General features: G+C 65.2%; 13 protein-coding genes. 9 read left to right on the top strand and 4 right to left on the bottom strand.

The annotated features are described in order from the left end of the window. Position 1: 1 nt before the first annotated feature. The 5 genes from ACVENA_RS07400 (at position 2) to ACVENA_RS07380 (ending at position 5,520) form a co-directional block, all read left to right on the top strand. A complete protein-coding gene (locus ACVENA_RS07400; RefSeq protein WP_449328250.1) occupies positions 2-1,474 on the top strand; it encodes a type II and III secretion system protein family protein in 1,473 nt (490 codons plus the stop codon). 23 nt (positions 1,475-1,497) lie between these two features. Continuing rightward, a complete protein-coding gene (locus ACVENA_RS07395; RefSeq protein WP_257549641.1) occupies positions 1,498-2,148 on the top strand; it encodes a CpaD family pilus assembly protein in 651 nt (216 codons plus the stop codon). Further along, positions 2,145-3,422 carry an AAA family ATPase gene (locus tag ACVENA_RS07390; protein WP_257549638.1) on the top strand — a complete coding sequence of 426 codons (1,278 nt, stop codon included), beginning with the start codon at positions 2,145-2,147 and terminating at the stop codon, positions 3,420-3,422. The genes ACVENA_RS07395 and ACVENA_RS07390 overlap by 4 nt, the downstream gene beginning before the upstream one ends. An 81-nt stretch (positions 3,423-3,503) precedes the next feature. After that, complete coding sequence (locus ACVENA_RS07385; protein WP_449328249.1) at positions 3,504-4,463, top strand: type II secretion system F family protein; 960 nt, start codon at positions 3,504-3,506, stop codon at positions 4,461-4,463. A 10-nt stretch (positions 4,464-4,473) separates the two neighbouring features. Beyond that, entirely contained in the window at positions 4,474-5,520 is a 1,047-nt protein-coding gene (locus ACVENA_RS07380) for a type II secretion system F family protein (protein ID WP_449328248.1), read from the top strand. A gap of 58 nt (positions 5,521-5,578) precedes the next feature. Here ACVENA_RS07380 and ACVENA_RS07375 read toward each other — a convergent pair whose 3' ends face one another. After that, entirely contained in the window at positions 5,579-6,580 is a 1,002-nt protein-coding gene (locus ACVENA_RS07375; RefSeq protein ID WP_449328247.1) for a fumarylacetoacetate hydrolase family protein, read from the bottom strand. A 49-nt stretch (positions 6,581-6,629) separates the two neighbouring features. Beyond that, positions 6,630-7,043: a hypothetical protein gene (locus ACVENA_RS07370; RefSeq protein WP_449328246.1), complete on the bottom strand. Its 414-nt coding sequence runs from the start codon at positions 7,041-7,043 to the stop codon at positions 6,630-6,632. A 149-nt stretch (positions 7,044-7,192) separates the two neighbouring features. Here ACVENA_RS07370 and ACVENA_RS07365 point away from each other — a divergent pair, with 149 nt between their 5' ends. Continuing rightward, complete coding sequence (locus ACVENA_RS07365; protein WP_449328245.1) at positions 7,193-8,419, top strand: ATP-binding protein; 1,227 nt, start codon at positions 7,193-7,195, stop codon at positions 8,417-8,419. Here ACVENA_RS07365 and ACVENA_RS07360 read toward each other — a convergent pair. After that, positions 8,416-9,507 (bottom strand): choice-of-anchor A family protein, encoded by a 1,092-nt coding sequence (locus ACVENA_RS07360; RefSeq protein ID WP_449328244.1) that lies wholly within the window; start codon positions 9,505-9,507, stop codon positions 8,416-8,418. The two genes, ACVENA_RS07365 and ACVENA_RS07360, sit on opposite strands and share 4 nt — an antisense overlap. A 147-nt stretch (positions 9,508-9,654) precedes the next feature. Beyond that, the gene (locus tag ACVENA_RS07355) at positions 9,655-10,968 is read right to left on the bottom strand and encodes an aminotransferase class III-fold pyridoxal phosphate-dependent enzyme (RefSeq protein ID WP_449328243.1); all 1,314 of its coding nucleotides are present in this window, start codon (positions 10,966-10,968) and stop codon (positions 9,655-9,657) included. Positions 10,969-11,500: 532 nt separating this feature from the next. On the opposite strand from ACVENA_RS07355, the gene ACVENA_RS07350 reads away from it, so the two are divergent. The 3 genes from ACVENA_RS07350 to ACVENA_RS07340 all read left to right on the top strand — a co-directional run bounded on the left by ACVENA_RS07350 (position 11,501) and on the right by ACVENA_RS07340 (position 15,637). Then, positions 11,501-12,847, top strand: coding sequence for a glutamine synthetase family protein (locus tag ACVENA_RS07350; RefSeq protein ID WP_449328242.1), 1,347 nt, complete (start codon positions 11,501-11,503; stop codon positions 12,845-12,847). Positions 12,848-12,969: 122 nt separating this feature from the next. Then, positions 12,970-14,232 (top strand): NAD(P)/FAD-dependent oxidoreductase, encoded by a 1,263-nt coding sequence (locus ACVENA_RS07345; protein WP_449328241.1) that lies wholly within the window; start codon positions 12,970-12,972, stop codon positions 14,230-14,232. A 13-nt stretch (positions 14,233-14,245) separates the two neighbouring features. Further along, positions 14,246-15,637, top strand: coding sequence for a glutamine synthetase family protein (locus ACVENA_RS07340; protein ID WP_449328240.1), 1,392 nt, complete (start codon positions 14,246-14,248; stop codon positions 15,635-15,637). Positions 15,638-15,657 lie beyond the last annotated feature (20 nt).

The following is a 15,657-nucleotide window of genomic DNA, read 5'->3' as shown; positions in this document are numbered from 1 at the left end:
GATGACCAGCAAAACCCGTTTCAAGGCGGCCGCGCTCGCCCGCACCCTGGCGATCGGCCTGGTCGCGGCGACCCTGATCTCCGCCCCGGCGCAGCAGGCTTCGGCCCAGGCGACGCAGAATGCCAGCAGCAGCGTCGACCTCTCGGTCGGGCGTGGTCGCCTGGTCAGCCTGTCGGCGCCGATGACCGACGTGTTCGTCGCCGACGACAAGGTTGCCGATGTTCAGGTCCGTTCGGGCCGCCAGCTTTACGTTTTCGGCAAGGCGCCGGGCGAGACGAGCATCTATGCGACCGACGCCAGCGGCCGGGTGGTCTATTCGACCGTTGCCCGCGTCGGCAACAATATCGAGACGATCGACCAGATGCTGACACTGGCGATGCCCGACGCAAAGATCACGTCGAACACGATGAACGGCTTCGTGCTGCTCACCGGCACGGTCGCATCGCCCGACGATGCTGCAGAGGCCGAACGGCTGGTCCAGGCGTTTGTCGGCGAACAGACCAAGGTGCTGTCGCGCCTGCGCACGGCGACGCCGCTGCAGGTCAATTTGCAGGTCCGCATCGCCGAAGTGAACCGCTCGCTCGTCAAGGAGATCAGCGGCAACATCCTGACGCGGGACAAGAGCAGCGGTTTCCTGGGCGGGGTGTTCCGCGGCCGCAATCCCGGCACGATCACCTATAACCCCGACGGCACCAAGACCGTTGAGTTCAGCACCCCGGCCGGAACCAACAGCTTGGCCGGCGCCGGCCGTCTGTTCGGGCTGGACCTGATCGCCTCGCTCGATCTCGGCGAGCGTTCGGGCCTGGTCGCGACGCTGGCGCAGCCGAACCTCACCGCGATGTCGGGTGAGACCGCCGACTTCCTCGCTGGCGGCGAATTTCCGATCCCGATCCCCGGCAATTTCGCCGGCACGACGATCGAATATCGCAAATATGGCGTCAGCCTCGCCTATACGCCGACGGTGCTGTCGAACGGTCGCATCAGCCTGCGTGTTCGCCCCGAAGTGTCGGAACTGTCGACCGAAGGCGCGATCGAGATGCAGGGCTTCCAGATCCCGGCCCTCACCATCCGCCGTACCGAAACGACGGTCGAATTGGGTTCAGGCGAAAGCTTCATGATCGCCGGCCTGATGAACAATCGTTCGATCGGCGCGATTGACAAGATTCCCGGTCTCGGCGACGTGCCGATCCTCGGCACGCTGTTCAAATCGGACAGCTTCAAGCGCGGCGAGACCGAACTCGTCATCGTCGTGACGCCCTATCTGGTTCAGCCGGTGTCGGCGAATGAAATCAAGCTGCCGACCGACGCCTATCAGGATGCCAACGATCTTCAGCGCCTGCTGCTCAATCAGACGAGCGACGGGGTGACCGGTGGCGACCGGCCGAAGCCGTCGCTCGATACGGCGGTCGGCGACGCGGATCGCCCGCGCGGCGGCGGCGATGTCGCGCCCGGTTTCAGCCTGAACAAGAAGTGACGCTGGTTTTGGGGAGCAGAGTGATGAGCAAAATCGCAACTTGGACCGCCGCCCTGGCACTGGCAACGTCGCTGACGGGCTGCACCGGGGCCGCAAACAGCAACCACAGCCTGGAATCGGTCCACCAGCCGGTGGTCCGCAACACCATCCACCAGTTCGACGTCGCCGTCGGTAGCGGTGATCTGGTGCCGAGCGAACAGGGCCGCCTCCAGGGATGGCTCGACGCGATGGGCATCCGCTACGGCGATCGCGTCTCGATCGAGGATCCGTCGGTGTATGGCGCGGGCGAAGCACAGGCGACCATCCGCGCGATGGTCGAACGCCGCGGCCTGTTGCTGAGCCCCGACGTTCCGGTGACGACCGGCGCGGTGCCGCCGGGCTATGTCCGCGTCATCGTGACGCGCGCGTCGGCACATGTGCCGGGCTGCCCGGACTGGTCGAGCAAATCGTCGATCAATCCGACCAACGCGACCTCGTCCAATTACGGCTGCGCGACGAACAGCAATCTTGCGGCGATGGTCGCCGACCCCAATGACTTGATCAAGGGCAACCGGGCCACGGTCAACGATCCCAACGCGGCGACACGCGCGATCAAGACCTATCGGGAAAAACCCCAGACGGGGGCCGGCGAACTCAAGGCCACGTCAACGAGCAACAGCGGAGGCGCTCAGTGAACGCTCCTTTCAAAGCAGCCGGGCTGCGTGATCCGTTCAACGCCTTCGTCTGCGACGACGATACGCTGGAGCTGATCCGCGTCGCCGCCGCCGACCTCGGCTGGCCGATCGAGAAATGCAACAAGGGCGGGCTGCGCAACGCGGTCCAGTCGCTTTCGGTGTCGGCGAGCCCGAACATCCTGTTCGTCGATATGTCCGAATCGGGTGACCCGATCAACGACATCAACGCGCTCGCCGAAGTCTGCGAGCCGGGCACGGTCGTGATCGCGGCGGGCCAGGTGAACGACGTTCGCCTATACCGCGACCTCCTGTCGAGCGGCATTCAGGATTATCTGCTCAAGCCGCTGTCGCTCGACCAGGTGCGTGAGAGCTTCACCATGGCGCAGGCGATGCTGTCGGCGCCGAAACATGCCGACATGCACGACGACAAGCCGCACCATATGACGGCGGTGGTCGGCGTGCGCGGCGGGGTCGGCGCGTCGCTGGTTTCGACGTCGCTGGCCTGGGTGATGAGCGAACAGGGCAGCCGGCAGACGGCGCTGCTCGACCTCGACGTGCATTTCGGAACCGGCGCGCTGACGCTCGACCTCGAGCCCGGCCGCGGGCTGATCGACGCCATCGACAACCCCAGCCGCATCGACGGCCTGTTCATCGAACGCGCGATGGTGCGCGCCTCCGACAAGCTCAGCCTGCTGTCGGCCGAGGCCCCGATCCATCAGCCGGTGATGACCGACGGCTCGGCCTTCTTCCAGCTCGAAGAGGAATTGCGCGGCGCGTTCGAAATGACGATCGTCGATATTCCGCGCCACGTCCTGATCCCCTTCCCGCATCTGGTGCAGGAAGCGGGCACGATCCTGCTCGTCAGCGACGTGACACTCGCCTCGGCGCGCGATACCATCCGCCTGCTTTCCTGGTTCAAGCAGCATGTGCCGGGCGCCCGCGTGGTGCTGGTCGCGAACAAGTTCCAGAATGCCATCGGCGAACTGTCGCGCAAGGAATTCGAATCGTCGATCGAACGTCCGATCGACATCACGATTCCGTTCGATCCCAAGCTGGTCAGCCAGGCCGCGAAGCTCGGCAAATCCTATGCCGAAATCTGCAAGGGCACCAAGGGCGCCCAGGCCTGGACCAGCCTGATGCGCGTCATCATCGACGGCGCCGACGAAAGCAGCGAGGAAGCGGCCATCGCCGGCAAGGCGAAACCGGGTGGCGGCTCACTGCTCGGCAAGCTCGGCGGCCTCGGCACGCTGGTCGCGAAGAAAAGCGCGAAATAAGGACGCCGCAGCGGCCGGGGCATCCCGGCCGTGGCGGCTTTCCAAGCAGGAAACGGACAAAAGGCCATTATGAACCTGCCAATGATCCTGACCGTCGCCGCCGCCATCGTGGCGCTTGCCATGCTGGTTCTCGCCTTTGCGGGGCCGTCGGCCGGCAAGGCGAAAAGCCGCCGGCTCGCATCGGTGCGCGACCGACACGCCGCGTCGACCGAAGCGGTCGTCGCGGCGCAAATGCGCAAGACGATTCAGGCGGTCGGCGGCCGGGGCGGGAGCAGCCTCTCCGACCTGGTGCCGCGCCGCGACCTGATGGAAAAGCGGTTGCGCCGCGCGGGCAAGGGCTGGAACCTCACCCAATATATATTCTGGTGCATGGGCCTCTTCGTCGTCGCGACCGGCGGATTGCTCGTTCTGCGGACTCCCTTCCTGCTCGCCGTGATGGCAGGGCTGCTGGTCGGCATCGGCCTGCCCCACGCCTATGTCGGCAAGGTCATCGCGAAGCGCGTCCAAAAGTTCAACACCCGCTTTCCCGACGCGATCGATCTGCTCGTTCGCGGCCTGAAATCGGGCCTTCCCGTCACCGAGACCTTTCAGGTCGTCAGCCAGGAATTGCCGGGCCCGGTCGGCGAGGAGTTCAAGGGTGTGATCGAGCGGATTCGTATCGGCAACACGATGGAAGCCGCGCTCCAGGAAACCGCCGAGATGATCGGAACGCCCGAATTCCAGTTTTTCTGCATCACCATCGCGATCCAGCGCGAGACGGGCGGCAACCTGGCCGAAACGCTGGCCAACCTGTCCGAAGTGTTGCGCAAGCGCGCGCAGATGAAGCTGAAAATCCGCGCCATGTCGTCGGAAGCCAAGGCATCGGCCTATATCGTCGGCGCCCTGCCCTTCTTCGTGTTCGGCGTCGTCTGGTCGATGAATCCCGACTATCTCGCGGGCTTCTTCTTCGAACAGCGTCTGATCATCGCGGGAATCGGGGGGCTGATCTGGATGACCATCGGTGCCCTCATCATGAAAAAAATGATCAGCTTCGAGATCTGAAGGGCGGCAGATGAACAGCAATTTCCTTCTTGCCGCCTTTACCGGAGCACAGCCCGGTCCGACGCTGATGGGCGTCGACGTCGTCTGGGCGGCGACGATGCTGGCCGCGGTCGGCGTCGGCGCGGTACTCTTCGCCATCTATGGCGCGCTGACCGTCCGCAACCCGATGGCAAAGCGCGTCAAGGCGCTCAACGACCGCCGCGAACAGCTCAAGGCCGGGATCACCGCCTCGACCGCAAAACGCCGCGCGAAGCTGGTCCGCAAGAACCAGACCGCCGACAGGATGCGCACCTTCCTCGGCCGGCTCCAGGTGCTGCAGGAAGGGCAGATTCAGGACGTCCAGCAAAAGCTGGCGCAGGCCGGCATCCGGTCGAAGGATCTGGCGGTCACCGTCATCTTCGGCCGCCTCGTGCTGCCGATCCTGTTCGGCGGGCTTGCCGCCTTTCTGATCTATTGGGTCGACATGTGGCCCGACATGACGCCGTTCAAGCGTTCCGGCTTTACGATGGCCGCGCTGATCCTGGGTTACAAGGCGCCCGATCTGTTCGTGCAGAACAAGCGCCAGAAGCGCACCGACGCGATCCGCAAGGGCCTGCCCGACGCGCTCGATCTGCTCGTCATCTGCGCCGAAGCCGGCCTGACCGTCGACGCCGCCTTCTCGCGCGTCGCGAAGGAGCTTGGTCGCGCCTATCCCGAACTCGGCGAAGAATTCGCGCTGACGTCGATCGAACTCGGCTTTCTGACCGAACGTCGGCAAGCGTTCGAGAATCTCGCCTATCGCGTCAATCTGGAATCGGTGAAGGGCGTGGTTACGACCATGATCCAGACCGAAAAATACGGCACGCCGCTGGCGAGCGCGCTGCGCGTGTTGTCGGCCGAATTCCGCAACGAACGCATGATGCGCGCCGAGGAAAAGGCCGCGCGCCTGCCCGCGATCATGACCGTGCCGCTGATCCTGTTCATTCTGCCGGTGCTGTTCATCGTGATCCTCGGCCCGGCGGCCTGTTCGCTGAGCGACGCGATGTCGGGCGGCGGGTTCGGCAAAAGCGCCGGTTAAACCCGGATCCCTGGCGATAATTGAAGGGGCGGGAGCGATCCCGCCCCTTTTTTGTTTCTCAGCCGACCTGCTGTTCGATCGCGCCGAAAATGCTGTGATGGCGCTCATCGTCCATCCAGATGCGCACGACGTCGCCCTTTTGCATGAAGGGCGTCTTCGGTTCACCCTGCCGGATGGTCTCAACCGTCCGCACTTCGGCGAGGCAGCAATAGCCGAGCCCGCCCTCGCCGATCGGCTTGCCGGGACCGCCGTCGGCGTCGCGGTTCGACACCGTTCCCGACCCGATGATCGTCCCCGCGCCGAGGTTACGCGTCTTCGCCGCGTGCGCGATGAGCTGGCCGAAGTCGAAGGTCATGTCGACCCCCGCGTCGGCGCGGCCGAGCGGCTGCCCGTTGAGATCGACACACAGCGCGCCGTGCAGCTTGCCGCCCTGCCAGCGATCGCCCAGCGCTTCGGGCGTGACGAACACCGGCGACATGGCCGACGACGGCTTCGACTGGAAGAAACCGAATCCTTTGGCGAGTTCGGCCGGGATCAGCCCGCGCAGCGACACGTCGTTGGTCAGGCCGACGAGCAGGATATGCTCGCGCGCCGCGACCGGATCGATCCCGGCCGGCACGTCGCCGGTGACGACGACGACCTCTGCCTCCATGTCGCAGCCCCACGCCGGATCGCCGAGCGGGATCGGGTCGCGCGGCGCCAGAAAGGCGTCGCTGCCGCCCTGATACATCAGCGGGTCGTGCCAGAAGCTGTCCGGCATCTCCGCCCCGCGCGCCTGCCGCACCAGCGCGACATGGTTCACATAGGCGCTGCCGTCGGCCCATTGATAGGCGCGCGGCAGCGGCGATGCGGCATCGCGCTCGTGGAACCGCTCCTTCGGGATCGCATCGTGATTGAGGTCTTCGGCCAGCGCGGCGAGGCGCGGCGAGGCATAGGCCCAGTTGTCGAGCGCATATTGCATCGTCGGGGCGATCTGGCCAGCGTCGGCGTACCAGGCGAGATCGTCCGACACGACGACCAGCCGCCCGTCGCGGCCGGCTTTGAGCGAAGCTAGTTTCACATATATCCCTTTGTCTGGCGATGCCGTTCATCGCCCGAGACGGGGATGATCAGCGCGGCATCTGGATCGATGCGAAACAGGTAAAGCCGCTCTGCCCCGCCTGCAAGCGCCGGATATATTGGAGATAGGCCTGCGACTGGTTGTAGGTTGCGCCGGGCAGCGTCTGGCCGCGGAACGCGCGCCGAACCTCTTCGCCCGTAAAGGGACGCGGCGAGCCCGGAAAAGCACCCTTGGTCCCCGGTGGCACCAGCTTGCCGCTCGTGTCGATATATTGACCGGCGGCCGTCGGTCCCGGCACCGGAATCTGGCAGTTCATCACCGATACCGCGGTCTGGGCAAAGGCGGGCCGGATCGTCAGTGCCGCCGACACGCCCACCGCGCCGAGCGCCAGCATCCGGCGCCGTGACGGCACGCCTTCTTCGTCATGAATGGGATTTTCGGCCGGGATATCACTGTTTTCCATCGCGAAGCGCATAGCTCAATGCTGCGGACAGGAAAAGCGAAACACCGCGCCCATCGCGGCGCTTCCCGCAATGGGACATGTCCCGAACGAGGGTTAACGGCCGCGAACATCCTTGCACGGCCCCTCGCTTCATGCGAGGCGCAAAGGCGATGTTCGATCGCCTTTCGAGCCTTGTCGCCGCCCTGACGCTGATTGCGGTCGCGGCGATCTTTGCCGCGCTGGCCGGCGGCGACGCGCTGACGATCGTGATTCTGGCGCTGGCGGGCATCGTCGGCGCGGCCGCGGTCTATACCGCTCCCCCCGCTCAGCTTCCCGAGCCGCAGGCGCCGTCCCCGGTCGAAGCGCCCCTGTTCTCCCTGCTGCGTCACCCCGATTTCGCGCTTTGGGTCGATCAGGAGCAGGAGCCGCTGATCGGGGTCGACGGCACTATCGTGACGATCGCCAACGATGCCGCGGTGCGCCTGCTTGGTCGGCACATCGTCGGTGCGGACGTCCGCACCGCGATCCGCCACCCTGCCGCGACCGAATGGCTGGCGCGCATCGGCGGCGAGGCGCCGCTCGAAACGCTGAATCTCGTCGACTTTCCGCGCCCGGGACAGCGCTGGACGATGCGTGTCGCCGCGCTGTCGGGGGACGACCGGATCATCTTCCTGTCCGACCGCACGGCGATCGACGCTGCCGATCGCATGCGATCGGACTTCGTCGCCAACGCCAGCCATGAGCTCAGGACGCCGCTGGCGGCGATCCTCGGCTATGTCGAGACGTTACAGGACATGGACGGCGAGGCCGATGGCCCGATGCGTCACCGCTTCCTTTCGATCATCGAGCGCGAGGCGGGCCGCATGCAGCAACTCGTTATCGACCTCCTGTCCATTTCGCGTGTCGAGGCCGACCGCTTTCGCCGCCCGACGGCATCGGTCGATCTCGCCGCGATCGTGCGCAATACGATCGCGCAGCTACAGGACAGCGAAGCCGCACGCCCCAAGGATATCGTCGCGCGGTTCGGAACGGAAAAGCAGCCGATGCTTGGCGACGAGGCACAGCTTGGCCAGCTCGTGCACAACATCGTCTCGAACGCGATGAAATATGGCCGCGCCGGCACGCCGGTGACGGTCGAACTGGCCCGCGAAGGACAGCGCATCCGCCTGTCGGTCAGCGACGAAGGCGACGGCATCGCCCCCGATCACCTCCCACGCCTGACCGAGCGCTTCTACCGCGTCGACGAGGCACGCAGCCGCTCGGTCGGCGGCACCGGCCTTGGTCTCGCGATCGTCAAGCATATCAGCGAGCGCCATCAGGGGCTGCTCGATATCGAAAGCGCGCTCGGCAAGGGCACGCGGGTTTCGGTGGCCTTCCCGCTCGCGGACGGCGCCTAATCCTCGCGCTTCGCGCGCCGCCGCCGCAGATAGATCAGTCCCGCGACGCTCAGGCCGAACAGCCCGACCATGCCGGGTTCGGGTACCGGCACCGGATCGCCGCCCGAGCTCGAGCCGCCCGACGACGACCCACCCGAAGAGGAGCCTCCCGGCGGCGGCGGCGAATAAGTGCCGTTATACGTGCCGACGTGCATCTCGCCATTCTGCTTGAGATTGCCGAAGACCGCCGAGCCCTGGATGTAATTGCGCGTTTCTGCATCGGCGAGCGGCGCAAGCACCGAGCCGCCCCAGGCGGTGGTGACGTTCAATTCCTCGGCGTCGGGGAAATTCCAGATGACATGCTCGCCGAGGTTGTTCGTTCCGCCGAGGAAATTGTCGTTGAGGTTGATCGCCCGGCCGCTGACGTTGACGATCGCGGTGTCGGCTCCGTTCAGGTTGAACTGGATCTCGCCGATCTTGTCGAGGTCGGCGGCGCTGATGTTGAACACCGCCATCCCCTTCGCATCGGGCTGGGCATTGAAAATGCCGCGGTTGCCCTGGATGCTGAGCTGGCTGTTCGAGGTCAGCGTCCCCATCGCATAGGACAGGCTGCCCATGCTGTCCGCAAGGTCGCTCTTCTGCTGCTGGAGCCTGACCGTGAACGCGGGATCGCTGGTGCCGAGGTTCGAGAGGACGGTGTTCTGGTTGACGTTGGTGTTGCTGATCGTCCCCCCGACCTTCACCGTCTGGGGCGCACCGTTGAGGTTGAAACCGCTGCTGACATTCCCCCCAACCACCGCGCCCGAACCATTGTTGAGATTCTTGTGGCCGCCGATGACGTCGCCGACGACCGTCAGCCCCGGCTGACCATTGGCAGACGGCGTACAGCCGCGGATATTATAGGTCGACGAATTGCCGGTCAGATTGCCGCCGACGAAGGTCCGCCCCTCGACCTCTGACGAGGATTCGAGATTGCCGAGGACGACAAGATTCCACTCCTTGAGCGCGTCGATCCCGGTGATCGACGAACCCGACTGCGCCAGCACGGGCAAAGCCGCCAGCGACGCCGCGACGACCGCCGGGGCGAGGTAACGAAAAGCAAAGGACACTGTAAAAACCTGTTTAAAGGGGAGATTCGCCGATTCCGGCGTTGCAGCCCCTTACCGCATTTGGTTTTCATAGACCATAGGTCGCTCGTCCCATTTCGGCACAGGCGGTCCGTTCGTTCTGCAAGGCGTGGCAAATCTGCGGCAGCGTCAGTCGATCGCGTTCAGCAGATCCCCAATCTTGCCGAACATCTCGTCGATCTGGACCTTTTCGACGATCAGCGGCGGCGACAGCGCGAGGATGTCGCCGGTCGCGCGGACAAGCAGGCCGTTGTCGAAGCAGGCATGGAACAATTCCATCGCACGCGCGGTCGGCGCGCCGGGGCGCGGTTCGAGTTCGATGCCCGCGACCAGCCCGACGGTGCGAATGTCGATGACATGGCGCCGGCCCTTCAGACTGAACGCGGCTTCTTCCCAATAAGCGGCGAGTTCGTTCGTACGGTCGAACAGGCTTTCGCGCGCATAGAGGTCGAGCGTCGCCAGCCCGGCGGCGCTCGCCAGCGGGTGCCCCGAATAGGTGTAGCCGTGGAACAGCTCGATCCCGCCCGGCACGCCGTCGATCACCGCGTCGTGCAGCTCGCGCTTCACCGCGACCGCACCCATCGGCACCGCGGCGTTGGTGAGGCCCTTCGCCATAGTGAGGATGTCGGGGGTGACCCCCCACGCCTCGGCTGCGGTCGCGGCGCCGACGCGGCCGAAGGCGGTGATCACCTCGTCGAAGATCAGCAGGATGCCGTTGCGGTCGCAAATCTTGCGGAGCCGCTGGAGATAGCCGGCGGGCGGCAACAGCACTCCGGTCGAGCCCGCCATCGGCTCGACAATCACCGCCGCGATCGTCTCCGCCCCGTGCAGGTCGACGAGACGCTGGAGGTCGTCGGCCAGCTCGGCGCCATGCTGCGGAAAGCCGCGCGTGAAGGCATTGCGCGCCAAGTCGTGGGTGTGGCGGAGATGGTCGGTGCCGGGAAGTCCCGGCCAGGTCCGGCGATTGCTGACGATGCCGCCGATGCTGATGCCGCCGAACCCGACGCCATGATAGCCGCGCTCGCGCCCGATCAGCCGGGTGCGCGTCCCCTGCCCCCTCGCGCGCTGCACCGCGAGCGCGATCTTGAGCGCGGTATCGACCGATTCCGACCCGCTGTTCGTGAAAAAGATCCGGTCAAGCCCCGCGGGCATCAGCTCGCCAAGCCGCTGCGCCAGCTCGAATGGCGCCGGGTGGCCAAGCTGGAAGGTCGGCGCGAAATCGAGCGTCGCCGCCGCCTTGGCGATCGCCTCCGTGATCTCGGGCCGGCAATGGCCGGCGTTGCTGCACCACAGGCCCGCGGTGCCGTCGAGAATCTCGCGCCCGTCGCCCGATCGGTAATGCATGGCGCTCGCCGCGACGAGCTGGCGCGGATGCGCCTTGAAAGACCGGTTCGCGGTGAAGGGCATCCAGAAGGAGGCCAGAACGTCGTTGTCACCCTGCATTGCGCATCTCCATGACCGTCCGACGCGCCCGCGCTGTTCCGTGTAATTTTATTCCAAAGGTCACGAAAGTCACGCTACGTCCCCCTCTTGTTTCGCCCCTGCCGATGAATACGCCATGCAGGGCGCGGTCGCAGGAGACGGGATGCGCGGGCATCGACATGGCGTAACGCTATCGCGCCCGAATAAAGTAGGACAGCGAAAAATCGTCTGACGGAATGGCGGCTTTGGGGTGGGGAGCGGACGTTGAAGGATGGCGCTACTTTCCCCTCCCGCAAGCGGGAGGGGCGGCGAGACTTACGAACTTTGTTCGTTAGTCGCAGCGGGGTGGGTCCTTGCACCGTCGCTGCCCACCCCCGACCCCTCCCGCCTGCGGGAGGGGAGAAGATAGGTCCGCTTCCGGTCGAAACCAGACATTCGCTCCCTAAAGATCCACGGAAAAATGGCCGATACCGGCCCCTCTGGCGCTTCGTCCGGGGTTGCGATAGGCTGGCCTTCCACAAGCGGGCCAGTTCCTCGGCCCAATCGGGGGCGCATGGCGGTCAATCTGGAACAATGGATCAGCGAGCACGCGGTCGACGAAGTCGAATGCATCGTCCCCGACATCAACGGGGTCCAGCGCGGCAAGGTGCTGCCCGCCAAGAAGTTTCTGTCGTCGGTGAAGGACAAGTCGCTGCGCATTCCCGGCAGCGTCTTCATCTGCACCATCGACGGCCATTACCCGGAGGATATCGACGATATCTGGGACAAGGATCCCGACAAGATATTGCTCGCCGACCCGGACACCATCTGCGTCGCGCCGGGTTTCACCTCGCCGACCGCCTTCGTAATCGCCGATGCCTATAACGGAGACGGGACCGAGGTCGACATCGCGCCGCGGACGATCCTGAAGAAGGTGCTTGCGCTCTATGCCGACAAGGGATGGAAGCCGATCATCGCGCCCGAAGTCGAATTCTATCTCGTCTCGCCGAACGCCGACCCCGACTTTCCGCTGACGCCTCCTGTGGGCCAGTCGGGCCGTAGCGAGACCGCGAGCCAGCCCTATGGGCTGGAAGCGATGAACGAATATGAGGATATCATCGATCATATCTATGACGATTGCGAGCTGATGGGGCTCGATATCGACACGATGATCCACGAAATGGGCGCGGCGCAGCTCGAGGTGAATTTCATCCACGGCGACCCGCTGCGCCTCGCCGACGAGGTCTTCCTGTTCAAGCGCGTCGTCCGCAATGTCGCTAAACAACACAATGTCTATGCGACCTTCATGGCGAACCCGATGGCGGGCCAGCCGGGCAGCGCGATGCATATCCACCAGTCGGTCGTCGACGCAGAGACCGGGCGCAACCTGTTCGCGACCGCCAACGGCCGCGACAGCGCGGCCTTCCGCTCCTACGTCGCCGGGCTGATCCGCTTCATGCCGCAAATCTCGCCGATGTGGGCGCCCAATGTGAACAGCTTTCGCCGGATGCGCCCCGACAGCGCGGCGCCGATCAACGTGCAATGGGGCATCGACAATCGCTCGTGCGGGTTCCGCGTGCCGGTGTCGGACCGCAACAACCGTCGGGTCGAGAACCGCCTGCCCGGCGCCGACAGCAATCCCTATCTGGCGATCGCAGCCTCGCTCGTCTGCGGCTATATCGGGATGGTCGACCGCATGATGCCCCCGAAACCGATCACCGGCAGCGCCTACAATCGCGCACGCACCCTGCCCCGCACGTTGGAAGCAGCGCTCGACCGCTTTGCTTCGTGCAAGAAGGTCCGCAACCTGCTCGGCGACGATTTCTTCGAAATCTTCTTCGCGGTGAAGGATTATGAGCTGTTCAACTATCAGTCGGTAGTGTCGAGCTGGGAGCGCGAACATCTGCTGATGCGGGTGTGACCAAGCGATGATTTCCGGACCCTTCCTCCCCGTTCGCGTCGAGCGAAGTCGAGACGCCGTGCAGGCATGATGGGCGTCTCGACTTCGCTCGACGCGAACGGAATTTAGAGGTCTCCTCACCGATGACCGATCCGCTCGCTGACAGCTACTACGCCGCGACCGCGCATGATTGGCGGCCGCGCACCTTCGATGGTGAACTGGCGTGCGACGTCGCGGTGATCGGCGGCGGCTTCACGGGTCTCAGCGCCGCGCTGGCTTGCGCCGAGCGCGGCTTTTCGGTGATCCTGTTCGAGGCCGAGCATATCGGCTTCGGCGCCTCGGGACGCAACGGCGGACAATTGATTCCCGGCCTCCGCTGGACGGCGTCCGAACTGGAAGAAGAGTTCGGCCGCGAACGCGCCGATGCGCTGTTCGACCTCTGCTGGCGCGACAATCGGGTGAAAGCGCGGATCGCCCGGCACGGCATCGCGTGCGATCTCAAAACCGGCCATCTGGAGGCGGCGTGGACGCCGAAGGATTTGGGCGCAATGCAGCGCGAGGCCGATTACCTCGCCGCTCGCTTCGGCTATGCAAGCGATATCGTCGCGAAGGCCGATATGGGCGCCCATATCGCGAGCCCGCTCTATCATGGCGGCATCTACGATCCGCAGGGCGGGCATTTCCACCCGCTGAATTATGCGCTTGGACTGGCGAAAGCCGCGGAAGCCGCCGGAGTTCGCATCATCGAAAAAGAGCGCGTCACGGGCCTCCTCGATTTCAACCCCGGCGAATTGCTCACCCGCGACGCATCGGTCGAGGCGCGTTATTTCATCGACGCGACCGATAGCTGGATCGGCAACCTCGAACCCGATCTCGGCCGCTACACCGTGCCGATCATGAACTATAATATCGCGACCGCGCCGCTCGCGAATGCCGATGACCTGCTGCCCAGCGACGCCGCGGTCGCCGACAGCCGGTTCGTGCTCAACTATTTCCGCCTCTCGGCCGACAAGCGCCTGATCTTCGGCGGCGGCGAGCGCTATTCGCAGACGCCGCCGCGCGATATCGCGGCCTTCGTGCGGCCGTTCATGGCCGAGGTGTTCCCGCAGATCGCCGACGCACCGATCGATTACGGCTGGGGCGGTGCGGTCGCGGTGACACGAAACCGGCTGCCCCATATCGGGCGGCGTGGGAATATCTTCTTCGCGCACGGCTTTTCGGGGCACGGCGCATTGGTGACGACGCTCGCGGGCGAGTTGATCGCCGAAGCGCTCGCCGGTACCGCCGAAAGGTTCGATGTGCTGGCGAGCCTGCCGTCGCGGCCGTTTCCCGGCGACAAATGGCTCCGGCGCCCTCTCGCTACGCTCGGCCTGCTCTGGTATGCGCTGCGCGACCGATTGGGGTGAAGGAGCGTAATCCATGTCGAAGTCATCGGGCGTGATCGCCCCGAGGTCGGAGGCCGAAGCCTTTTTCGCGGCCAATCCCGACGTGGATTCGATCGAGCTCATCTATACCGACATGGGCGGCGTTCCGCGCGGCAAGCGGCTACGCCGGCACGAAGTGCTTGCGGTCTATGACAGCGGCCGGATGATGCCCGGATCGATCACCGTCGTCGACATCACCGGACAGGATACGATCGAGACCGGCCTCGTGTGGGAGGACGGCGATGCCGACCGCTCGATGAAGCCGGTTCCCGGCACGCTCGTCCGCACGCCGTGGGGCGGCGACCATGCCGCGCAGTTCCTGACCAGCTTCTACGAACTCGACGGCACCCCGCACGACCTCGACCCCCGCCACGTTCTCGGGCGCGTGCTCGATCGCTTCACTGCCGACGGGCTGACGCCGGTGCTCGCAATCGAGCTCGAATTCTACCTCGTCGATCCGCGCCGCGCGCGCGACGGGTCGATCCGCCCCGCGCGCCCCGGCTACAGTCGCGATACACCGCGCAATGTCGAGGTCTATGGCCTGCGCGAACTCGACGATTTCCGGCCTTTCTTCGACGCGCTTTATGTCGCGGCCGATGGGCAGGGCCTGCCGCTCGAAAGCGCGATCTCCGAATTCGCGCCCGGCCAGTTCGAGTTGACCCTGCGCCACAAGCCCGATGCGCTGCGCGCCTGCGACGATGCGATCATGTACAAGCGGCTGGTCAAGGCGATCGCGCAGCAACACCGCCTCGAGGCGACCTTCATGGCGAAACCCTTCGCCGAACAGGCGGGGAGCGGCATGCATATCCATGTCTCGGTCGATGACGCGAGCGGCGCGAACATCTTCGCGAGTGACGATCCCGAGGGCACTCCCGCGCTGCGCCATGCGATCGGCGGGATGATCGCCAGCGTCGGCGACGGCTTCGCGCTCTTTGCGCCGCACGCGAACAGCTATCGCCGCTTCAAGGCGAACAGCTACGCCCCGGTCGCACCGACCTGGGGCGTCAACAACCGCACCGTCTCCTTCCGCATCCCGGCAGGGCCGCCCGCGAGCCGCCATGTCGAGCATCGCGCCTGCGGCGCCGACGCCAACCCCTATCTCGCGGCCGCGGCGGTGCTGGCGGGGATGCATCACGGGATGACGAACAGGGCCGATCCCGGCACGGCGGTCGTCGGCAACGGCTATGACCGGGAGAACAGCGGCGGCGAGAAGCCCCCGTCGAACTGGTTCGCCGCGGTCGATCGCTTCCATGCCTCGGCGTTGATGCGCGACTATCTCGGCGACCGCTTCGTCGACATGTTCAGCATCGTAAAGCGCGTCGAGCAGGACCATTATTTCAGCGTCGTTCCGACACTCGATTACGACTGGTATCTTCGCAACGCCTGATCTCTTCAAAAATTTGCGCA

This window comes from Sphingopyxis sp. 550A, from assembly GCF_053569535.1.
This window is presented reverse-complemented; position numbering and strand designations above follow the sequence as displayed.

Bases quoted from the DNA above. Each gene is read 5' to 3' on its own strand.
- ACVENA_RS07400 (WP_449328250.1), top strand. From the start codon at position 2: ATGACCAGCAAAACCCGTTTCAAGGCGGCCGCGCTCGCCCGCACCCTG.
- ACVENA_RS07395 (WP_257549641.1), top strand. From the start codon at position 1,498: ATGAGCAAAATCGCAACTTGGACCGCCGCCCTGGCACTGGCAACGTCG.
- ACVENA_RS07385 (WP_449328249.1), top strand. From the start codon at position 3,504: ATGATCCTGACCGTCGCCGCCGCCATCGTGGCGCTTGCCATGCTGGTT.
- ACVENA_RS07380 (WP_449328248.1), top strand. From the start codon at position 4,474: ATGAACAGCAATTTCCTTCTTGCCGCCTTTACCGGAGCACAGCCCGGT.
- ACVENA_RS07370 (WP_449328246.1), bottom strand. From the start codon at position 7,043: ATGGAAAACAGTGATATCCCGGCCGAAAATCCCATTCATGACGAAGAA.
- ACVENA_RS07365 (WP_449328245.1), top strand. From the start codon at position 7,193: ATGTTCGATCGCCTTTCGAGCCTTGTCGCCGCCCTGACGCTGATTGCG.
- ACVENA_RS07355 (WP_449328243.1), bottom strand. From the start codon at position 10,968: ATGCAGGGTGACAACGACGTTCTGGCCTCCTTCTGGATGCCCTTCACC.
- ACVENA_RS07350 (WP_449328242.1), top strand. From the start codon at position 11,501: ATGGCGGTCAATCTGGAACAATGGATCAGCGAGCACGCGGTCGACGAA.
- ACVENA_RS07345 (WP_449328241.1), top strand. From the start codon at position 12,970: ATGACCGATCCGCTCGCTGACAGCTACTACGCCGCGACCGCGCATGAT.
- ACVENA_RS07340 (WP_449328240.1), top strand. From the start codon at position 14,246: ATGTCGAAGTCATCGGGCGTGATCGCCCCGAGGTCGGAGGCCGAAGCC.